Below are 18,866 nucleotides of genomic sequence, written 5' to 3' on the forward strand. Positions count from 1 at the left end.
GACCGCCACGACGTACCGCTCCTCATCAGGCAGGGCGCGACGCTCGAGCACTACACCAAGCTCCTGTGGGACACCGAGTTCCTGACCTGGACCAAGAACAGCCTGATGGTCACCATCATCGCCACCGGCATCTCCGTCCTCATCGGGACGGTGGCGGCCTACGCGCTGGCCCGGCTGCGCTTCCTCGGGGTGAGCGCCTTCGGCACCGGCATCTTCGTGACCTACCTGGTGCCCACCTCGCTCCTGTTCCTTCCGCTCGCCCAGATCGTGAACTGGGTCGGGCTCGCCGACTCCAAGTGGGCCCTCGTCATGACGTACCCCACCTTCCTGGTGCCGTTCTGCACCTGGCTGCTCATGGGCTACTTCCGCACCGTGCCCAAGGAGGTGGAGGAGTGCGCGATGGTGGACGGGGCCACGCGGCTGCAGGCGCTGCTGCGAATCGTGATGCCCATCGCGATCCCCGGCCTGGTGTGCGCGATCCTCTTCGCCTTCACGCTGTCCTGGAACGAGTTCATCTACGCGCTGACCTTCACCTCCTCCTCGGAGGAGATCACGGCCAGCGTGGGGGTGACGACCGAGCTGATCCGGGGCGACATCTACTTCTGGGGCTCCCTGATGGCCGGGGCGGTGCTGGGCTCGGTGCCGATCGTCATCCTCTACGTCTTCTTCCTCGACTACTACGTCTCCGGCCTGACCGCGGGCGCCATCAAGTAGGCCCCCGCGCGGAACGCGCCCGCCCCCCGCGGCATCCAAAGGGCGTGGAACCCATCGAGCCCGGCCCGGCCCGCTCCGACCGACCCGCGGTCCAGACCGCCGCGCCGTACCCGCGCGATCTGGACCGGACCGTGGTGCTGCGCGACGCGGCCGCGGTTCGGATCCGGCCCATTCGTCCCGACGACGAGCCGAAGCTCGCCCTCCTCTACGACCGGCTGAGCCGGCACAGCGCCTACCAGCGCTTCTTCACCGTCATGCAGCGCCTGCCCACCGACTGGTATCACTTCTTCGCCAACGTGGACTACGTGCGTCGCCTCGCCCTGGTGGCCGAGCATGAGACGGTGTCGGGGTATCAGATCATCGGGGTGGGCCGCTACGAGCGCGGTGACGAGCCGGACCTCGCCGAGGTGGCCTTCGTGGTCGAGGACGGCTGGCAGGGGCGGGGCCTCGGGACGATCTTGCTGGACTCGGTCTTGAGCGCGGCGGCCGCCCGCGGGATCGGGCGCTTCCGGGCCTACGTGCTCACCGAGAACCATCGGATGCTGCGGCTGCTGTCGACGCGCACGCGGATCGAGGAGCGCCAGACCGAGGAGGGGATCACCCGGCTGAGCTTCCGACGGCGCGACGCTGACGCCACAGCTCGATGACCGCGGGCAGGATGGACAGCCCGATGATCGCGAAGACCACCAGGGAGAAGTTGCGGCGTACCACCGGAATGTTGCCGAAGAGGTAGCCGCCCACCACCAGGCTCACGATCCAGAGCAGCGCCCCCGCCACGTTGTAGAAGAGAAACCGCGGATAGCTCATCCGCCCGATCCCGGCCACGAACGGCGCGAAGGTCCGCACGATCGGGACGAACCGCGCGATCACGATGGTCTTGGCCCCGTAGCGCTCGTAGAACTCGTGGGTGCGCTCGAGATGCTTGCGGTTGAGGAAGCGCACGCCCTCCCGCCGGAACACCCGCGGCCCGAGGCGCGCGCCGATCGCGTAGTTGACGCTGTCGCCCAGGATCGCGGCCACCGCCAGCAGCAGCATCGCGAGCCAGAGGTCCAGCGCCCCGATGGCCGCGAAGGTGCCGACCGCGAAGAGCAGCGAGTCGCCGGGCAGGAATGGGGTCACCACCAGCCCGGTCTCGCAGAAGACGATCAGGAACAGGATCAGGTAGGTCCAGACCCCGTAGTGCTGGATGACCTCGCTGAGGTGCCGGTCCAGGTGCAGCAGCACGTCGACGAGCGACCAGACCAGGTCCATGGCCGCAACATTGTACCGTCCCGCCGGCCGGGCGGCCGAATTCGCGGGAACGCGCGCTCAGGCGGGCGAGGCGTAGAGGTGGCAGGACACCTGGCGCCCGTCCGTCTCGCGCAGCACCGGCTCCTCGGTGGAGCAGCGGGGCATCGCGTGCGGACAGCGCGGGTGGAAGCGGCAGGCCGCGGGCGGATTCAGCGGGCTCGGCACCTCCCCGGAGAGCACCATCTCCTCGCGCGTCTCCGCCGGATGCGACGGCAGGGCCGCCGCGAAGAGGGCCTGCGTGTAGGGATGCCGGGGCCGCGTCGCGATGGTCTGGGCGTCGCCGATCTCCACGATCTGCCCCAGGTACATGACCGCGATGGTGTGGCTCATGTGGGCCACCGCGGCCAGGTCGTGCGCGATGAACAGATACGACAGGCCCAGCTGGGCCTGCAGGTCGCGCAGCAGGTTCAGGATCTGCGCGCGGATCGACACGTCGAGGGCGGAGACCGGCTCGTCCAGCACCACCAGACGGGGCGAGAGCGCGAGCGAGCGCGCGATTGCGATGCGCTGGCGCTGGCCGCCCGAGAACTCGTGCGGGAACAGGCGGGCGGTGCGCTCGGGCAGCCCGACCAGATCGATGAGCCGGCTCACCCGCTTGGCCACCTCGGCTCCGTCCAGCCGCTCGTGGGTGACCAGGGGCTCCGCGATGATGGCGTCGACGCGCATGCGCGGATTGAGCGAGGCGAACGGATCCTGGAACACCGCCTGCACCGCGCGGCGGTAGCCCTTCACCCCCTCCGCGTCGAGGCCGCGGATGTCGCGGCCCTCGAAGCGCAGCTCGCCTCCGGTCGGGTCCTCGAGCTTCAGCACGAGCTTGGCGGTGGTGGTCTTGCCGCAGCCGGACTCGCCCACGAGGCCCAGCGTCTTGCCCACGCCGACCGAGAACGTCACGTCGTCCACCGCGCGCACCACGCCGACCGGACGTGACAGGAGGCCGCGGCGCACCGGGAAGTGCTTGATGAGGCTGCGCGCCTCGAGCAGGGGCGGGCTCATCGCGCGACCGCCGGCACATTGAGCCAGCACCGCGCGGTGTGGCTGGGGCCCAGCGCGGTCTCGGGCGGCGCCTCCTCGCGGCAGTGGGCCATGGCCTGCGGACAGCGCGGGTGGAACGCGCAGCCGGACGGCAGGCCGGCCAGGTCCGGCGGCTGGCCCTCGATGGCGGTGAGCCGGTCGCGGCTGTCGCCCATGCGCGGGATCGATTCGAGCAGCGCCCGCGTGTAGGGATGCGCAGGGGAATCGAAGATGCGAGTGACCGGGCCCCACTCGACGAGCCGGCCCGCATACATCACCGCGACCTGATCGCACATCTTGGCCACGATGCCCAGGTTGTGGGTGATGAAGATGAGGGCCAGCTGGTGCTGTCGCTGCAAGTCCCGCAGCAGGTTCAGGTACTGGGCCTGGATCGTGAGATCGAGGCTGGTGGTGGGCTCGTCGGCGATCAGCAGCCGCGGCGCGCACGAGATGGCGATGGCGCCCACGATGCGCTGGCGCATGCCGCCCGACATCTGGTGCGGGTATTCGCGCACCCGCGACTCGGGCGCGGAGATGCGCACCGACTTCAGCAGGCCGGTGGCGCGGGTCCATGCGGTAGCGCGCCGCTCTCCTTCGTGCACGCGCAGCGGCTCGGCGACCTGGTCGCCGATGGTGAACAGCGGGTTCAGGGAGGCCATCGGGTCCTGCAGGATCATCGCGATCCGCTTGCCGCGGATCCGCCGCATCTCGCCGTCCGACTTCGTGAGGAGGTCCTCGCCCTCGAAGCGGATCGCTCCCGAGGTGATCTTGGCGGCGGGCGGCAGCAGGCGCAGGATGGTCAGCGCCAGCGTGCTCTTGCCCGAGCCGGATTCGCCCACGATGCCCAGCGTGCTGCCCGGGGCGAGGGTGAGCGACACGTCGTCCACCGCGCGCACCACCCGGGTGCCCCGGGCGCTCACGTAGTGCGTCGAGAGGTTGCACAGCTCGAGGAGCGGAGCGTCGCTCACAGCTGGCGGAGCTGCGGATCGAGCTTCACGCGGAGCCAGTCGCCGAGCAGGTTGGCGGACAGGACCATGAGCATGATGCAGCAGCCGGGCAGGACGGTGAGCCACCAGTAGCCGGCCATGAGGCCCTTCTTGCCGTCGGCGAGCATGAGCCCCCACGCCGGCTTCGGAGGCGGCACCCCGACCCCCAGGAAGGAGAGGGCGGCCTCGGTCACCACCACCACCCCGAGCATGAGGGTGCCGAGGACGATGGCGGAGTTGAGCACGTTGGGCAGGATGTGCCGCTTCATGATCGTGCGCTTGGAGCACCCGGCCACGATGGCGAGCCGCACGAAGTCGCGCTCCTTGAGCGAGAGCACCTCGCCGCGGATGACCCGCGCGTAGCGCGTCCAGTAGACCAGGCCCAGGATGATCACGATGTTCATCTCGCTCGGCCCCACCACCGCGGCCAGGAAGATCGCGAAGGTGAGCGCGGGCAGGGCCAGCCAGCTGTCGGTCAGCCGCATGATGACCTGGTCCACCCAGCCGCCGAGATAGCCGGACAGGATGCCGAGCCCGGTGCCGAGCACGCCGGCCACGATCACCGCGGTGAAGCCCACCACGATCGAGACGCGCGCCCCGAAGATGAGGCGGGAGAGCACGTCGCGCCCCAGGTGGTCGCTGCCCAGGAGGAACTTCTCGCTGCCCCCCTGCTGCCACACCGGCGGGCGGAAGCGCTCCCCGAGGGCGCCGACCTCGGGATCGTGCGGGGCGAGCACGTTGGCGAAGATGGCCACGAAGAGCAGCCCGCCCAGGATCGAGCACGCGATGATGGGGAAGCCCTCGGTGCGGAAGGCGGCGAAGCGCCAGGCGACGGTGAGCGCGGCCGACCGGCTGCCGTTCATCGCGCGAGCCGGATCCGCGGATCGATCACCGCGTAGAGGATGTCGACGAGGAGGCTCACGATCACGACCATCGCTCCATTCAGGATCACGGTCGCCTGCACGACCGGGAAGTCCCGGAACGCGATGCCCTCGTAGAGGAGACGGCCGATACCCGGCCAGGCGAACACCGTCTCCACCACCACCGCGACGTTGACCATGATGACCAGGTTGATGCCGGCGAGGGTGAGCACTGGGATCAGCGCGTTCTTGAACGCGTGCTTGCTGATCACGAGCGCTTCCGGCAGGCCCTTGAGGCGGGCCAGCTTCACGTATTCCGAGCCCAGGACGTCGAGCATGGAGGAGCGGGTGAGGCGCATGTGGGCGGCCGCGAAGTACCAGCCGAGCGCGAAGGCGGGCATGAGCAGGTGCAGCGCGGTGCCCGACCCCGAGGAGGGGAGCCAGCCCAGATAGACCGAGAAGAACAGGATCAGGAGCAGGCCGACCCAGAACGAGGGCAGCGACAGGCCGAGCAGCGCGAAGATCTTGCCCGCGCTGTCCCACCAGCGGTTCACCCGTACCGCGGCCACGATACCGGTGGGGATGCCGATCACGAGCGAGAAGACCATCGCGGCACCCGCGAGCAGCAGCGAGCTGGGCAGGCGCGAGAGGTAGAGCTCGAGGACCGGGGTGCGGTAGTAGAACGAGTGGCCCAGATCGCCCCGCACGAGGCTCGCCACGAAATGGCCGTACTGCACCCAGAGCGACTGGTCGAGCCCGAACTGCTTGCGCATCGCGTCCAGGTCGGCCTGGCTCGCGCCCGGCTCGACCAGGAGCACGGTGGGATCCCCGGTCAGCCGCACGAGCAGGAAGATGATGAGCGAGAGGATGATGAGCGAGATGAAGGCGTAGCCGACGCGCTTGGCGATGTACTGCTTCACGGCCGCGTGAGCCTCAGGTCCTCGTAGGGCGCGGAGTAGGCGTGGTTGGCGATGAGCCCGAGGCCGTGCACCTCGAGGCGCGGGCCGACCCCGTTCAGGAACGCGGGCTCGATGACCGGCCCGAACATCGCCTTCTCGTGGACGAGCTGCTGGATCTTGGTGAGGATCTGCTGGCGCACTCTCGGGTTCATCTCGTTCACCTGCTCGGTGTAGAGGCCGTCGATGTCGGGATACGCCCCGTAGCTGTACCGGCCGCCGGTCACCGCGTACTGCTCCAGCCGCGTGGGCGCGTTGCCGGGCGCCCCGCTGCCGCTGAAGATCACGCCGCGCAGCTTCTTCTCACCATACTCCTTGAAGAACGCCGCGCGCTCCATCGGCCGCAGGCGAAGGCGGATGCCGACCTGCTGCAGATAGTTGGCCACCGGCTCCCCGATGGCGACGCCGTAGATGGTGTCGCCGGACAGATCGCCGGATTCGAACCCGTTCGGATAGCCCGCCTCGGTCAGGAGCTGCTTCGCCCGCTTGGGGTCGAAGGGGGAGGGCGGGGGCGCCCAGAAGTAGTCCATGCCCTGCGGGATGAACGAGAAGGACAGCTTGGAGAGCCCCAGGTACACCGCGGCGTTGATGCCGGCCCGATCGATGGCGAGGTTGGCGGCCTGACGCACGCGTCGGTCGTGCCAGGGCGACTTCGGATCCCACTGATCGGGGAAGACCAGCCACGTGGTGAACGTGAAGTACGTCGGCACCAGCTTCAGGCCCTGCCCCCGCTTGACCTCCTCGGCGAGCGGCCCGGTGATCGAGTAGGCCACGTCGACCTCGCCACGCTTGAGCGCGGCCAGCCGGGTGGACTCGTCGCCGATGGTGCGCAGCACCAGCGTCTTCACGCTGGGTGGCTTGCGCCAGTATTGCTCGAAGGCCTCCAGGGTCAGCTCGACGCCCGGCTTGAACGAGACGAACTTGTACGGTCCCGCTCCGACCGGCGCCTTCTTGAAGCCCTCGTCGCCGACCCGCTCGACGTACTTCTTCGGCACGATCCACGCCGCCCCGGTGGCCGGGGTCGCGTAGAAGGCCATGAAGTCCGGCCAGGCCTGCTTGAGGGTGAAGCGCACGCGCAGGGGGTCGACCACCTCCACCTTGGCCACCTTGCTCTTGAGCAGCGTGGCGCTGGCCCCGCGGTACCGCTCGAAGGAGAACTTGACGTCCTCGGCGTTCATCACGTCGCCGTTGTGGAAGCGCACGTTCTTGCGCAGCACGAACTCGTACTCCAGCCCGTCCTTCGACTGAGTCCACGACTCGGCCAGCGACGGGGTCATCGGCTTGCCCGGCATGGGCTTCACGAGCGCGTCGTGCAGTGCGTAGAGCACCATGAACGGCGTGATGATGCCGGCGGTCTCGGCCGGATCGAACCAGGTCGGGGCCAGCGAGATGTGCACCGCCCAGGTGGCCTGGCCTTCCGCACCGGCGGCGGGCAAGGCGGTGACACCGGCGAGCAGAGCCGACGCGATGGCGAGGGCGACGAACGAGCGGGCGAGTTTCATGAAGGCCTCGAGGAGTTCGGCGGGCAGAGCGATGAGCGCGCGGCCGAGGGGCCGCCGGAAGGGCCGTCGGGCATCTTCCGCCGGAGTCGGGTCACCACCGTCTCCTCCTGAGACGAAGGGTCGGAACGCTCGGGAAGCTGGACCAAAGCCTGATTCGGGCTTGCGGGTGCGGTGATTATCTTCGAAACCGCCGCCTTGTCAATGGGCCGGTCCGCAGGTCTGACGCTCGTGAGCTCGACCACCGCCCTGGAAGTTTTTACCGGTCGAGCGTGAACGCGTCGCCGGACCGACATGAGCCCTTGAAAAGACCGTAGCCGTTGAGTCTAATGAGCCTCTACGAGCGACTGGCTCACCAACATCCCTGCGCACAGGAGCGCCCTCATGGTGGATCGGCAGAGCAGGCTCGCCGCGATCGTGCGTCAGCACGAGTCGCCCATCCTGACCGACTGGATCGATCTGCTCGCGAAGAGCGGGGGCCGGACGGTCGACCGCGCGGAGGTGGAACACCACGCGCGCGCGTTCGTCCGGCTGCTGGTGGAGGCGATGGAGGTCGATGCCACCGGAAAGACCGACGGCCGCGCCTGGACGAAGATGCGCGACCTGCTGGCCGATATCTCGGCCTCGCGCGCGCGTCACGGCTCGACCCCGAGCGAGACCGCTTCGTTCGTGTTCTCCTTCAAGGAACCGCTCTTCGCTCGCCTGCAACAGGAGTACCGGAGTGACGCGGAGAGCCTCGCGCGCGAGCTGTGGACCGCCACGCTGCTGCTCGACCAGCTCGGGCTGTTCACGACCGAGGCGTTCCGGAAGAGTCGCGAGGACATCATCGTCCGGCAGCAGCGAGAGCTGCTCGAGCTCTCCACCCCCGTGGTCTCATTGTGGGAAGGGATCCTCGCGGTGCCCCTCATCGGAACCCTCGACAGCGAGCGCACCCAGATCGTGATGGAGAGCCTGCTGCAGCGGATCGTGGACACCGGAGCGTCGATCGCCATCGTCGACATCACGGGCGTGCCCACCGTCGACACCCTCGTGGCCCAGCACCTGCTCAAGACGGTCGGGGCCGCCCGGCTCATGGGCGCCGAGTGCATCATCAGCGGCATCCGACCCCAGATCGCCCAGACGATCGTCCACCTGGGCGTGGACCTCGGCGGAGTCGCCACCAAGGCCACGCTGGCCGACGCGTTCGTGCTCGCGATGGGCCGCGTCGGCGCCACCGTGACGAGAACCGCCGCGCGTGCTTGACGGCAAGCCCCCCGGCGAGCGCATCCCCATCCTCAAGATGGGGGAATTCCTGCTCGTCACCATCCAGGTCGAGATGCACGATCGGCTCGTCATGACCTTGCAGGACGAGCTGACCCACCAGATCGTCCTGCACCGCGCGCGGGGTGTGCTGATCGACATCTCGGCCCTCGAGATCGTCGACTCGTTCATCGGCCGCGCCCTTGGGAACATCGCGAACATGGCCCGCATCCTCGATGCGGAGACCGTCGTGGTCGGCATGCGGCCCGCGGTCGCGATCACCCTGATCGAGCTCGGGTTGAGACTGGAGGGAGTCCGCACCGCCCTGAACGCCGAGAAAGGCATGGCCCTGATCCGCCGGCGCCTGGGCCAGACCGGGGATCTCGATGGCCCCCGCGCCTGACGAGACGATCGGAATCCACTCCGACGAGGACGTCGTCCGCGTCCGCCAGGTCACCCGCCAGTGGTCGGTCGCGCTCGGCTTCAGCCTGGTCGACCAGACCAAGATCGTGACCGCGGCCAGCGAGCTGGCCCGGAACACGCTCATCCACGGCGGGGGCGGCACGGCGCGGCTGGATGAGCTCACGGACGGCTCACGCCGGGGACTGCGTCTCACGTTCGAGGACAAGGGGCCGGGTATCGCTGACGTGTCGCAGGCGCTGCGCGACGGCTACACCAGCGGCTCCGGCCTGGGGCTCGGTCTCGGCGGAGCGCGCCGGCTGAGCAGCACCTTTGACATCAGGTCGGCGCCGGGACGGGGCACCTGGGTGTGCATCACGAGGTGGAAGTGATCGTCACGAATCCGCTGCCGTTCGTGGTCGACGAGCCCAGCCAGATCGGTGAGGCTCGGCGGCGAATTCTCGATCTGGCCGTCTCGACCGGTCTCGACGCAGAGCTGCAGGGCCGGCTGGCCCTCGTGGTCAACGAGCTCGCCAGCAATCTCGTCAAGCACGGGGGCGGCGGTCAGCTCCTGGTCCGAGCGGTCGAGGGGGCGGTCGAGGTCCTGGCCCTCGATCGCGGAGACGGCATGGCGAACGTCGCGGAGTGCTTCCGCGACGGCTATTCCACCATGGGCAGTCCGGGCACCGGACTGGGCGCAGTGCAGCGGCTGGCCTCGCTGGTGGACGTGTACACGATGCGCCCGGGCGGCACGGCCATCGTGGCCCGCGTGTCACCGTTCGCCCGCCACGGCGCTCGCCCGGTGACGCTCGAGGTGGGCACGGTGACGGTGCCCAAGGCGGGCGAAAAGGTCTGCGGCGACGGCTTCGCGGTAGCCGACGACCCGGAGTGTCCTTCGCTCATGGTCGTCGACGGACTCGGCCACGGTCTCGGCGCCGCCGACGCCTCCCGTCTGGCCGTGCGCGTCTTCGAAGCCGCGCCGGGCCTGCCCCCGAGCGCCCAGATCGCGGCGATCCACGACGCGCTCCGGGGTAGTCGGGGCGCCGCGGTTTCAGTGGCGCGCATCGACCGGAGCCGCGGGGTGGCGACCTACTCGGGACTCGGCAACGTGGCGGGGACGATCGTGGCCGACGGTACGAGCCGCCACATGGTCTCGGCCAACGGCACCGCGGGACACGACGCTGGACGTATCCACGAGTTCACCTACCCGTGGTCCGAGGACGCCGTGCTCGTGATGCACTCCGACGGGCTGAGCAGCCGCTGGCAGATCGAGCGCTATCCGGGCCTGCCCAGCCGCCATCCCACCCTGGTCGCGGGAGTGCTCTACCGCGACTGGTGCCGCGGACGCGACGACGTCACCGTCGTGGCGGCCCGGCTGCGCGCCCCGTGACCCCGAGCGTGTCGCTCGCGTCCCTCTTCGTCCGCGACGAGCAGGACGTGGTGGCGGTGCGCCAGCGCGCGCGCGATCTGGCCGCCCGCCTGGGCTTCGACGGCCAGGGCCAGACCCGCATCGCCACCGCGGTGTCCGAGATTGCCCGCAACGCGTTCATGTACGCGGGCGGCGGGAAGGTCGAGATGTTCGTGGAAGGGCGCGATGCGCCCCAGCGACTGCTGGTGCGGGTGAGCGATCGAGGACCCGGCATCCGCGACCTCGACACGATCCTCGCCGGCCGGTATCGCTCCTCGACCGGCATGGGCATCGGCATGCTGGGGGCGCGACGGCTGGTCGATCATTTCGAGGTGACCAATCGGCCGGGGGTCGGCGTCACCGTCGCGCTCGGGAAGCTGTTTCCCCGTCGTGCGGCGGAGGTCGACCCCCCGCAGCTCGCGGCAATCGCGGCGGCCCTCGCGCGAGAAACGCCACGGAATCCGCTGGAGGAGATCCGGCAGCAGAACCAAGAGCTGCTCCGGACGCTCGACGAGCTGCGGCAGCGGCAGGAGGAGCTCTCGCGGCTCAACGCGGAGTTACAGGACACCAACCGCGGCGTCCTCGCGCTCTACGCGGAGCTGGACGAGAAGGCCGACACGCTCCGGCGTGCCGACGAGATGAAGTCGCGCTTTCTCTCCAACATGAGCCACGAGTTCCGCACTCCGCTCAACTCGATGCTCGCGCTCTCCCGGCTCCTGCTCGAGGACGCCGAGCGCCCGCTGTCCCTGGAGCAGCGCCGTCAGGTCGGCTACGTGCGCAAGGCGGCCGAGGATCTCATCGAGCTCGTCAACGACCTGCTCGACCTGGCCAAGGTGGAAGCGGGCAAGGTGGTGGTGCGCGCGGTCGACTTCGATGTGGCCAATCTGTTCGCGACCCTGCGCGGCATGCTGCGGCCGCTGCTCCTGAACGAATCCATCGAGATGGTCTTCGATGATCCCCAGGACCTGCCCCCGATGCACACCGACGAGGCCAAGGTCTCCCAGATCCTGCGCAACCTGCTCTCGAACGCGCTCAAGTTCACCGAGCGCGGCGAGATCCGCGTGGGGGCCCGGCGGATCGGGGACATGGCGATCGAGTTCTCGGTCGCCGATACCGGCATCGGCATCGCCCCCGAGGACCAGCAGCGCATCTTCGAGGAGTTTGACCAGATCGACAATCCGATGCAGCGAAGGGTGCACGGCACCGGGCTCGGCCTGCCGCTGGTGCGGCGGCTGACCACGCTCCTCGGCGGCCGCGTCACCGTCGAGAGCACGCTCGGGATCGGGTCGACCTTCCGCGTGGTGATCCCGATCCGCTGCCCGCACGAGGTCGAGCCGGAGCAGACGAAGGTCGCTCTCCCGGGGTCGACCCAGGTCGGCGCGCTCCCGGTCCTGGTCGTCGAGGACAGTAGCCAGGACTCGGTCCCCTACGACTACTACTTCCGCGGCTCTTCTTTCCAGGTCCTGCCCGCGCGTACGCTTGCGGAGGCCCGGCGCCTCATCGACCAGCGCCATCCGGTCGCCCTGGTGCTCGATATTCGGCTCGCCGACGAAGAGGCCGGGGCGTTCGTCGGCGAGCTGCGGCGGCGCGGGGATACGCGGGACGTCCCCATCGTCGTCGTCTCGAGCATCGACGATCAGGCGAAGGGCCTGACGCTGGGCGCGGATGCCTGCGCGATCAAGCCGGTGCATCCGGACTGGCTGCTCGGCACCCTGCGCCGCCTGCTCGATCGCCAACCGGGGCGCCGGGTCCTGGTGATCGACGACGACGAGATTTCCCGGTATCTGGTCCGGAACCGTCTCGCGGGCGCCCCGTTCCAGATCCGGGAAGCCGGGGGGGCGACGCAAGGCCTGCGCGACGCACGCGCGGAGCACCCGGACGCCATCATTCTCGACCTGGTGATGCCCGAGATGTCCGGCTTCGACGTGCTCGCGCAGCTGAAGCGGGACCCGGCCACGATGGACATTCCGGTGGTGATCCTGACCTCCAAGGCCCTCAGCGAGGAGGAGCGACGGCGCCTGGCTCCGCACGCGCTCCAGGTCCTGTCGAAGCAAGGCCTGGCCGACGGGGCGGCGGTGGCGGAGCTGCGCGCCGCGCTCTCGAACGTGACCCGAAGGGAGATGGACAGTGGTTGAGAAACGGGCGCTCATCCTCAACGTGGACGACTACGAGGCGGCGCGCTATGCGCGCACCGAGATGTTGAAGCGCGCCGGCTTCCAGGTGCTCGATGCGGGTACCGGCGGCCAGGCGCTCGAGATCGCGAGGGACAGTCGCCCGGACCTCGTCCTTCTCGACGTGAATCTGCCGGACATGGACGGCTTCGAGGTCTGCCGCAGGCTCCGGGCCGATCCGGCCACGACCACCCTGCCGATCGTGCACGTGTCGGCCACGTTCGTCAGTGACCGGGCGCAGGACCTGGCGTACGAGGGCGGGGCGGATAGCTATCTCATCGATCCGGTCGAGCCGGCGGTCTTGCTCGCCACGATCCACTCCCTGCTGCGCCTGCGTCGAGCCGAAGAAGGGCTGCGTGCGGCCAGTCGCGGCTGGCAGGCCACGTTCGACGCGATCGGCGACGGCGTCTGCCTGCTCGGGGCCGCCGGCACGGTGGCGCGGGTCAATGCCGCCTTCGCGGCGCTCGTGGAGATCGCGCCGGCCGATCTGACCGGCCGTCCGTGGACCGAGATCTGGACGAGCTTCGGCGGAGGCTCGGAGCCGTCGCCCACCCGGCGGGTCGAGCAGACCCGACGCCGGGAGACCCTCGACCTCCGGCGCGATCGGCGCTGGCTTCGTTTCCTCGTGGATCCGGTGCTCGAAGGCGACACGCTCACCGGGTTCGTATGCATCGTCAGCGACGTGACCATCGAGCGGCAAGCGGCCGAGGTCCGCGCGGCGCTGTTCGCACGCGAGCAGCAGGCTCGCGAGGAAGCCGAAGCCACCAACCGCGCGAAGGACGAGTTCCTGGCCATGCTCGGTCACGAGCTGCGTAACCCGCTCGACGTCATCGGAACCGCGGTCCGGGTGCTGGACGCTCAGCCGGCCACCGAGGAGACCTCGCTGAAGGCGCGTGTCGTCATCGGCCGCCAGGTGGCCCAGCTGGGCCGGCTGGTCGATGACCTGCTCGACGTGGGGCGCGTCACCACCGGCAAGATCGTCCTCCACCCCGTCCCGGTGGACCTGGCCGAGGCGGCCCAGCGATGCGTGGCCGGTTTCATGTCCCCGGGAGAGACGCCCCACCACACGATCACCCTGCGCACCGAGCCGACATGGGTCGAGGCCGATCAGGCGCGGGTCGAGCAGATCGTGATGAACGTGCTATCGAATGCGATCAAGTACACGCCGCGGGGCGGTCGCATCCTGGTCACGGTACGAGGAGACGGTCGGGTGGCTCGACTCTCCGTCCAGGACACCGGGATGGGCATGACCCTGCAGATGATCGACCGGATCTTCGATCTGTTCTACCAGGGCGAGCGGACGCTCGACCGAGCGGAAGGCGGTCTCGGCATCGGGTTGACACTGGTGCGTCGGCTGGTCGAGCTCCATGGCGGCCGGGTCACCGCCGAAAGCCCGGGACTCGGGCACGGCAGCACGATCACCGTGGAGCTGCCCCAGATCGCGGCCCCGCGAGAAGACGAGCGCAAGCCCGAAGCGCCCTCCACGCCGAACCCGCGACGCATTGTCATCGTGGAGGACAGCCGTGACGGCCGCGAGATGCTGCGGTACATGCTCGAGCACGCGGGCCACGAGGTTCACGAAGCGGCGGACGGACCGGGCGGCGTCGACACCATCCTCAAGGTCGTTCCCGACGTGGCCCTCGTGGACCTGGGACTGCCCGCGCTCGACGGCTACGAGGTGGCCCGGCGCGTGAGAGCCGACCATGCGGGGCGTGCCGTCCGGCTGGTGGCCCTGACGGGCTACGGGCTGCCCGACGATCTGAAGCGCTCCCAGGGGGCGGGCTTCGATGCCCATCTCGTGAAGCCGGTCGATCCGGTGAAGCTCGCGGCGGCGATTCGCGGCGGAACGGGCCCCTAGTGTCCAGTCTCTGAAATAGATTTACAATGAGGCCGGGCCATGCTATCGTCGCTCATCATGTGGAAACCCGCCCGCGCCCTCCGTGTGAGCCGAGAGGATCAGGAGTGGTTGGAGACATTGATCCGGAGCGGCAAGACGCCCCAGCGCGTCGCGCTTCGGGCGCGCATGGTGTTGGGCGCCGCCGCGGGGCGGCCGAATCATGCGCTGGCCAAGGAACTGGGGATCAGCCGGCCGACGCTGCTCCTCTGGCGGCAACGGTACACCGAAGCGGGCGTGGCCGGCCTGCTGAAGGACGCGCCGCGGCCGGGGCGCAAGAAGCGGATCCGGCCTGAGAAGGTGGAAGCGATCGTGAATGCCACGCTGCAGACGACGCCCCCGGACGCGACGCACTGGAGCGTGCGCACGTTGGCGAAGCGCCAGCGGGTGAGTCCGGCCACGGTGCATCGGATCTGGCAAGCGCACAATCTCCAGCCCCATCGTGTGGAGACCTTCAAGCTCAGCCGTGATCCCGACTTCGTGCGCAAGCTGCGGGACATCGTCGGCCTCTATGTGAACCCGCCGGCGCAAGCCCTGGTGCTGAGCGTCGATGAGAAGAGCCAGATTCAAGCGCTGGATCGCACGCAGCCGATCCTGCCGCTGCGACCCGGAATCCCGGCCCGCCAGACGCATGATTACGCGCGGCACGGCACCACCACGCTCTTTGCGGCCCTGAATATCCTCGAGGGGCACGTGATCGAGCGGTGTCAGGCGCGCCACACGCACACCGAGTTCATCGCGTTCTTGGACACGATCGATCGGCAGACGCCACGCCGCCAGGACCTCCATCTCATTCTCGACAACTACGGCACGCACAAGCATCCCACCGTGAAGGCATGGCTCACGGCCCACCCACGGTTTCATTTCCACTTCACCCCGACCGGGGCGTCCTGGCTGAATCTCGTCGAGCGCTTCTTCGCGGAGATCACGCGCAAGCGTCTGCGCCGCGGCACGTTCCGCAGCGTGTCGGCTCTGATCGCCGCCATTCGCCGCTACGTCCGCGAACACAACAACGACCCTCGTCCATTCATCTGGACCGCCACGGCCTCGGCCATCCTACGCAAGATCAAGCGTTGTAAAGAAGCGTTAGAGACAGGACACTAGCGTCCGGGATCGGCGGTATAGGTCTCGATCAGGCGGGTCAGCGCCCGGACGTTGCGCTCGAACACGTCCACCGCCCGCTGCACCGTGGACGAGGTGGCCGCGTCCAGCCGCAGGATATGGGTCCACCCGGCCAGCGTGTTCAGCGGCACCCGCAGATCGTGCCCGAGCCGGTGCCGCTCGTCCCGCTCCAGCTGTTCCAGGCGCTCCAGGGTCTCGCGGAGCGCGCTGAGGTCACCGACCAGCGGAGCCTGCTCCGGCCCCGAGGGCAGGTTCTGCAGCGCCCCCTCGATCCGACGAAGGCGAGAGATGGCCTCGTGCGTCGCGTCGGCAAGGCTCGGCGGCTTCATGACGGGTCATGGCCCGCTGCGAGATGGCGCCTTGTGGAGCAGGCCCCAGCGCTGGAGCATGTTGTGGAGCGTCTTGGTGCTGATGGCCAGCCGATCGGCGGCGCGGGTCTTGTTGTTGTTCTCGGCGGCCAGCGTCCGCAGCACGAACTGCTTCTCCACCTCGCGGAGCGGCAGGCCGAGGGGCACGGTCAGCGCGTCGGGATCGCCGCTCCAGGCCGGCACCGGGGTCACCGGCGAGGTGGCGGGCAGGGTCTTCGGCGTGATCACGTCGCCCTCGCAGGCGATGAAGGCCCGCTCCACTACATTGCGCAGCTCGCGCACGTTGCCCGGCCACGAATGGGACATGAGGATCTTCAGGGTGGCGTCGTCCACACCGGTGATGTGCTTGTCGTACTTGCCGTTGAACTCCTCGATGAACCCGGTGACGATGAGCGGGATGTCGTCCACCCGCTGCCGCAGCGGGGGGATCGAGAGGCTGAACACGTTCAGCCGGTAGTAGAGGTCCTCCCGGAATGCGCCGTCCTTCAGGGCCACGATCGGGTCCTTGTTGGTCGCCGCCACCACCCGTACGTCCACCCGGATCTCCGTCTTGCCGCCCAGCCGCCGGAAGGAGCCCTCCTCGAGCACCCGGAGGAACTTGGCCTGGGTGCCCGGCTGCATCTCGGCCACCTCGTCCAGCAGCAGGGTGCCGCCGTGGGCCAGCTCGAAGCAGCCCTCGCGCCGGTCGCGCGCGTCGGTGAACGCGCCGCGCTCGTGGCCGAAGATCTCGCTCTCCAGCAGCGTCTCGGGCATCGCCGCGCAGTTGACCGCCACGAACGGCCCGTTCGCGCGCGTGGACAGCTCGTGGAGCGTGCGGGCGACCAGCTCCTTGCCGGTGCCGGTCTCGCCGTGGATCAGCACCGGGGCCGGGGTGGCGGCCGCCTGCTCGATCAGCCGGTGGACCTCCTGCATTGGCGCGCTCCGGCCGATGAGCCGGCCGAGCCCCCAGACCTCCTTGACGCGGCGACGCAGGACCATGATCTCGTCGAGGGTGCGCGCCCGATCGAGCGCCTTTTCGATGAGCAGGCGGACCCGGTCCAGGTCGACCGGCTTCGTGAGGTAGTCGTACGCGCCCTGCCGCATGGCCGAGACCGCGGTATCCACCGAGGCCTGTCCGGTGAGGATGATCACCGGCACGCGCGGCAATTCCTGCTGCAGGGCGTCCAGCAGCGCGAGGCCGTCCATGTCGGGCATCACCAGATCGGTGATGACGAGCGACGGGCGCAGGGTCGACGCCTTCTGCAGGGCCTCTCGTCCCTCCGACGCCCCATCCGTCGCATAACCCCACGTCCCGAGGATCGTTTGCAGCGCGCTGCGCGAGTCTTCCTCGTCGTCGACGATCAGGATGTGAGGCTTCGAAGCCATGGTTGTCCGTTGAGCAATCGCCATGCCTGGCGGGAATTCACCCCAACTGGTGAGAAACCTTCGTCAATTCCTTCAACACGCGTCGCCACGCCATCTCGAACGATCCCGTTGGTGTCGGTAGAAACGACGCCTCACGGATGGGCGATCCCCGATTCCGAACTTCCTACCCGGTAAGGATCGAGCGATTTCGCGGCGGCCGCCGCGCCGTTCCTGAACGATCACCAGGGTCGATGCGACTTGCGCGTGGCAGCGCGCTTGCTTCCCCCTCGTGCAGGAGGAACACCATGGCCGATCGGAGCGAGCTGCAGGGATCGCTACTGGGCGCGATCACGCGACGGATGAAGGAGATCTCCGACACGCAGCACGAGCTGGCGCGGCAGCAGCGTATCCTCTCGAAGGCCGCGACGCAGCTTCGAACCGGCCAGGGCGGCCAGACGGTCCTGGCCGAGATCCGGGAGCAGGACGCGGGGCTGATGCGGGACTACTGCGACCTGCAGATCACGCTCTCACCGGCCCCGCTCCGGACGGTGCCGAAGGCCGCCGCGACCGCCTGAGCGCGGCTCCGGCGGACTGCCTCACGCCGGAGTGAGGGCCCTGGCCCACTCCGGCCGTATCCGCATGCGGGTGAGCGCCTCCATCACCCGGTGCGGGCTGCCCAGATCCGACCAGACGATCCGCGGCAGCCGGGAAACCGCCAGCATCTCCGGGCACGCCTCCAGGACCGCGCGCGAGAAGTTGGCCTTCGGCATCAGCTCATAGGCCTGACGAATCGCGTCGGCTTCCTCCTCGCCGCCCACGAACGGCTCGACGCGGGCGAGCCGATCGCTCAGAGCGGGGAGGGCCTGCCAGCCGGCCTGCAGCAGCGTCGCGACCTTGCCGACGATCACGGAGGTGTTCCACAGGTGGCCACCGACCAGGCACGTCCGCGCCCGCGCGACCGACGGCTTCTCCCAGAATTGCCGCACCGCCCGGACGGGGCCGGTCGACAGCTCCCCCAGGCGCTCGTCCGGCTCGATCCAGCCGTACTCGACCTCGGGCGAGGTGGGCTGAGCGCCGAGCAGGACCAGCCGGTCCGGATTCTTGTCCACCCACGCGGCAACCTCCGCCACGTGGGCCATGAACGCGGCCTCGCCGAGGATGAAGTGGTCGGAGGGGAAGATCGCGATCGTCGCCTCGGGATTGCGCCAGGCGATCCAGTGGGCGGGATAGAGGATGCCGGCGGCGGTGCCACGATCGAACGGCTGCGGCAGGATCGTGGGATGCGGTCGCCCCGCGAACTCCTCGGAGATGTAGCCGGCGTGCTGCCGCACCGTCGCGATCACGGTCCGGCCGTCCGGGATCGCCAGCGAGATCCGGTCCAGGGTCTGGCGCAGCAAGGTGCGGGGACCCAGGAGTCGCACGTACTGCTTGGGCCGGTCGGCTCCGAGCACCTGCCGCACGAGCGAGCGCAGCCGAATGCCCTCACCGCCCGCCAGGACGACGGCCCAGCAGCTCTGCCGGTCCAGGACGTGAGCGTCGGGAAGCAGTTCGGGGAGCTCCGCGTCTGCCGGCTTGGTCATCTTCTCCTCCTGTCGAGCGGACCCT

At 69.1% G+C, this 18,866-nt stretch carries 19 protein-coding genes; 10 read left to right on the forward strand and 9 right to left on the reverse strand.

Going from position 1 to position 18,866, the window contains the following annotated elements; all coding sequences use genetic code 11:
- Both VKN16_10200 and VKN16_10205 read left to right on the forward strand, forming a co-directional pair.
- A partial coding sequence (locus VKN16_10200; GenBank protein HME94574.1) for a carbohydrate ABC transporter permease occupies positions 1 to 714 on the forward strand: 714 nt, incomplete at its 5' end.
- 44 nt (positions 715 to 758) lie between these two features.
- On the forward strand, positions 759 to 1,361 hold the full coding sequence (locus VKN16_10205; protein HME94575.1) for a GNAT family N-acetyltransferase: 603 nt from the start codon (positions 759 to 761) through the stop codon (positions 1,359 to 1,361).
- Here VKN16_10205 and VKN16_10210 read toward each other — a convergent pair.
- Genes VKN16_10210 through VKN16_10235 form a run of 6 tightly spaced genes read right to left on the reverse strand, consistent with a single transcriptional unit; the run spans position 1,312 to position 7,319 of the window.
- Positions 1,312 to 1,965, reverse strand: coding sequence for a DedA family protein (locus VKN16_10210; GenBank protein ID HME94576.1), 654 nt, complete (start codon positions 1,963 to 1,965; stop codon positions 1,312 to 1,314). The two genes, VKN16_10205 and VKN16_10210, sit on opposite strands and share 50 nt — an antisense overlap.
- A 57-nt stretch (positions 1,966 to 2,022) precedes the next feature.
- Complete coding sequence (locus tag VKN16_10215) at positions 2,023 to 2,997, reverse strand: dipeptide ABC transporter ATP-binding protein (protein ID HME94577.1); 975 nt, start codon at positions 2,995 to 2,997, stop codon at positions 2,023 to 2,025.
- On the reverse strand, positions 2,994 to 3,983 hold the full coding sequence (locus VKN16_10220) for an ABC transporter ATP-binding protein (GenBank protein HME94578.1): 990 nt from the start codon (positions 3,981 to 3,983) through the stop codon (positions 2,994 to 2,996). The genes VKN16_10215 and VKN16_10220 overlap by 4 nt, the downstream gene beginning before the upstream one ends.
- The gene (locus tag VKN16_10225) at positions 3,980 to 4,864 is read right to left on the reverse strand and encodes an ABC transporter permease (protein HME94579.1); all 885 of its coding nucleotides are present in this window, start codon (positions 4,862 to 4,864) and stop codon (positions 3,980 to 3,982) included. The genes VKN16_10220 and VKN16_10225 overlap by 4 nt, the downstream gene beginning before the upstream one ends.
- A complete protein-coding gene (locus VKN16_10230) occupies positions 4,861 to 5,781 on the reverse strand; it encodes an ABC transporter permease (protein HME94580.1) in 921 nt (306 codons plus the stop codon). The genes VKN16_10225 and VKN16_10230 overlap by 4 nt, the downstream gene beginning before the upstream one ends.
- Positions 5,778 to 7,319: an ABC transporter substrate-binding protein gene (locus VKN16_10235; protein ID HME94581.1), complete on the reverse strand. Its 1,542-nt coding sequence runs from the start codon at positions 7,317 to 7,319 to the stop codon at positions 5,778 to 5,780. The genes VKN16_10230 and VKN16_10235 overlap by 4 nt, the downstream gene beginning before the upstream one ends.
- 381 nt (positions 7,320 to 7,700) lie before the next feature.
- On the opposite strand from VKN16_10235, the gene VKN16_10240 reads away from it, so the two are divergent.
- From VKN16_10240 to VKN16_10270, 7 genes are read left to right on the forward strand one after another with little or no spacing between them, the layout of a single operon-like run.
- Positions 7,701 to 8,558: an STAS domain-containing protein gene (locus VKN16_10240; protein HME94582.1), complete on the forward strand. Its 858-nt coding sequence runs from the start codon at positions 7,701 to 7,703 to the stop codon at positions 8,556 to 8,558.
- 37 nt (positions 8,559 to 8,595) lie between these two features.
- Positions 8,596 to 8,958, forward strand: a complete 363-nt coding sequence (locus tag VKN16_10245) for an STAS domain-containing protein (protein HME94583.1) — start codon at positions 8,596 to 8,598, stop codon at positions 8,956 to 8,958.
- Positions 8,942 to 9,346 carry an anti-sigma regulatory factor gene (locus VKN16_10250; GenBank protein HME94584.1) on the forward strand — a complete coding sequence of 135 codons (405 nt, stop codon included), beginning with the start codon at positions 8,942 to 8,944 and terminating at the stop codon, positions 9,344 to 9,346. The genes VKN16_10245 and VKN16_10250 overlap by 17 nt, the downstream gene beginning before the upstream one ends.
- Positions 9,343 to 10,344, forward strand: a complete 1,002-nt coding sequence (locus VKN16_10255; protein HME94585.1) for a SpoIIE family protein phosphatase — start codon at positions 9,343 to 9,345, stop codon at positions 10,342 to 10,344. The genes VKN16_10250 and VKN16_10255 overlap by 4 nt, the downstream gene beginning before the upstream one ends.
- Complete coding sequence (locus VKN16_10260) at positions 10,341 to 12,497, forward strand: ATP-binding protein (GenBank protein ID HME94586.1); 2,157 nt, start codon at positions 10,341 to 10,343, stop codon at positions 12,495 to 12,497. The genes VKN16_10255 and VKN16_10260 overlap by 4 nt, the downstream gene beginning before the upstream one ends.
- Positions 12,490 to 14,391, forward strand: a complete 1,902-nt coding sequence (locus tag VKN16_10265; protein ID HME94587.1) for a response regulator — start codon at positions 12,490 to 12,492, stop codon at positions 14,389 to 14,391. The genes VKN16_10260 and VKN16_10265 overlap by 8 nt, the downstream gene beginning before the upstream one ends.
- A gap of 57 nt (positions 14,392 to 14,448) precedes the next feature.
- Positions 14,449 to 15,531 carry an IS630 family transposase gene (locus tag VKN16_10270; protein HME94588.1) on the forward strand — a complete coding sequence of 361 codons (1,083 nt, stop codon included), beginning with the start codon at positions 14,449 to 14,451 and terminating at the stop codon, positions 15,529 to 15,531.
- On the opposite strand, the gene VKN16_10275 is transcribed toward VKN16_10270, so the two are convergent.
- Positions 15,528 to 15,878, reverse strand: coding sequence for a hypothetical protein (locus VKN16_10275; GenBank protein HME94589.1), 351 nt, complete (start codon positions 15,876 to 15,878; stop codon positions 15,528 to 15,530). The two genes, VKN16_10270 and VKN16_10275, sit on opposite strands and share 4 nt — an antisense overlap.
- Before the next feature lie 6 nt (positions 15,879 to 15,884).
- Entirely contained in the window at positions 15,885 to 17,282 is a 1,398-nt protein-coding gene (locus VKN16_10280; protein ID HME94590.1) for a sigma-54 dependent transcriptional regulator, read from the reverse strand.
- A 284-nt stretch (positions 17,283 to 17,566) separates the two neighbouring features.
- Between VKN16_10280 and VKN16_10285 the strand changes: the two genes are divergently transcribed.
- Positions 17,567 to 17,836 (forward strand): hypothetical protein, encoded by a 270-nt coding sequence (locus VKN16_10285; protein HME94591.1) that lies wholly within the window; start codon positions 17,567 to 17,569, stop codon positions 17,834 to 17,836.
- Positions 17,837 to 17,857: 21 nt separating this feature from the next.
- Here VKN16_10285 and VKN16_10290 read toward each other — a convergent pair whose 3' ends face one another.
- Positions 17,858 to 18,841 (reverse strand): sugar phosphate nucleotidyltransferase, encoded by a 984-nt coding sequence (locus tag VKN16_10290; protein HME94592.1) that lies wholly within the window; start codon positions 18,839 to 18,841, stop codon positions 17,858 to 17,860.
- Between the last annotated feature and the right edge of the window lie 25 nt (positions 18,842 to 18,866).

Source organism: Candidatus Methylomirabilota bacterium, from assembly GCA_035315345.1.
Classification (GTDB): domain Bacteria; phylum Methylomirabilota; class Methylomirabilia; order Rokubacteriales; family CSP1-6; genus CAMLFJ01.

Excerpts from the sequence above, each read along its gene's own strand:
- VKN16_10210 (HME94576.1), bottom strand. The coding sequence starts at position 1,965 with ATGGACCTGGTCTGGTCGCTCGTCGACGTGCTGCTGCACCTGGACCGG.
- VKN16_10215 (HME94577.1), bottom strand. The coding sequence starts at position 2,997 with ATGAGCCCGCCCCTGCTCGAGGCGCGCAGCCTCATCAAGCACTTCCCG.
- VKN16_10225 (HME94579.1), bottom strand. The coding sequence starts at position 4,864 with ATGAACGGCAGCCGGTCGGCCGCGCTCACCGTCGCCTGGCGCTTCGCC.
- VKN16_10235 (HME94581.1), bottom strand. The coding sequence starts at position 7,319 with ATGAAACTCGCCCGCTCGTTCGTCGCCCTCGCCATCGCGTCGGCTCTG.
- VKN16_10240 (HME94582.1), top strand. The coding sequence starts at position 7,701 with ATGGTGGATCGGCAGAGCAGGCTCGCCGCGATCGTGCGTCAGCACGAG.
- VKN16_10245 (HME94583.1), top strand. The coding sequence starts at position 8,596 with ATGGGGGAATTCCTGCTCGTCACCATCCAGGTCGAGATGCACGATCGG.
- VKN16_10250 (HME94584.1), top strand. The coding sequence starts at position 8,942 with ATGGCCCCCGCGCCTGACGAGACGATCGGAATCCACTCCGACGAGGAC.
- VKN16_10270 (HME94588.1), top strand. The coding sequence starts at position 14,449 with ATGTGGAAACCCGCCCGCGCCCTCCGTGTGAGCCGAGAGGATCAGGAG.
- VKN16_10275 (HME94589.1), bottom strand. The coding sequence starts at position 15,878 with ATGAAGCCGCCGAGCCTTGCCGACGCGACGCACGAGGCCATCTCTCGC.
- VKN16_10280 (HME94590.1), bottom strand. The coding sequence starts at position 17,282 with ATGGCTTCGAAGCCTCACATCCTGATCGTCGACGACGAGGAAGACTCG.
- VKN16_10285 (HME94591.1), top strand. The coding sequence starts at position 17,567 with ATGGCCGATCGGAGCGAGCTGCAGGGATCGCTACTGGGCGCGATCACG.
- VKN16_10290 (HME94592.1), bottom strand. The coding sequence starts at position 18,841 with ATGACCAAGCCGGCAGACGCGGAGCTCCCCGAACTGCTTCCCGACGCT.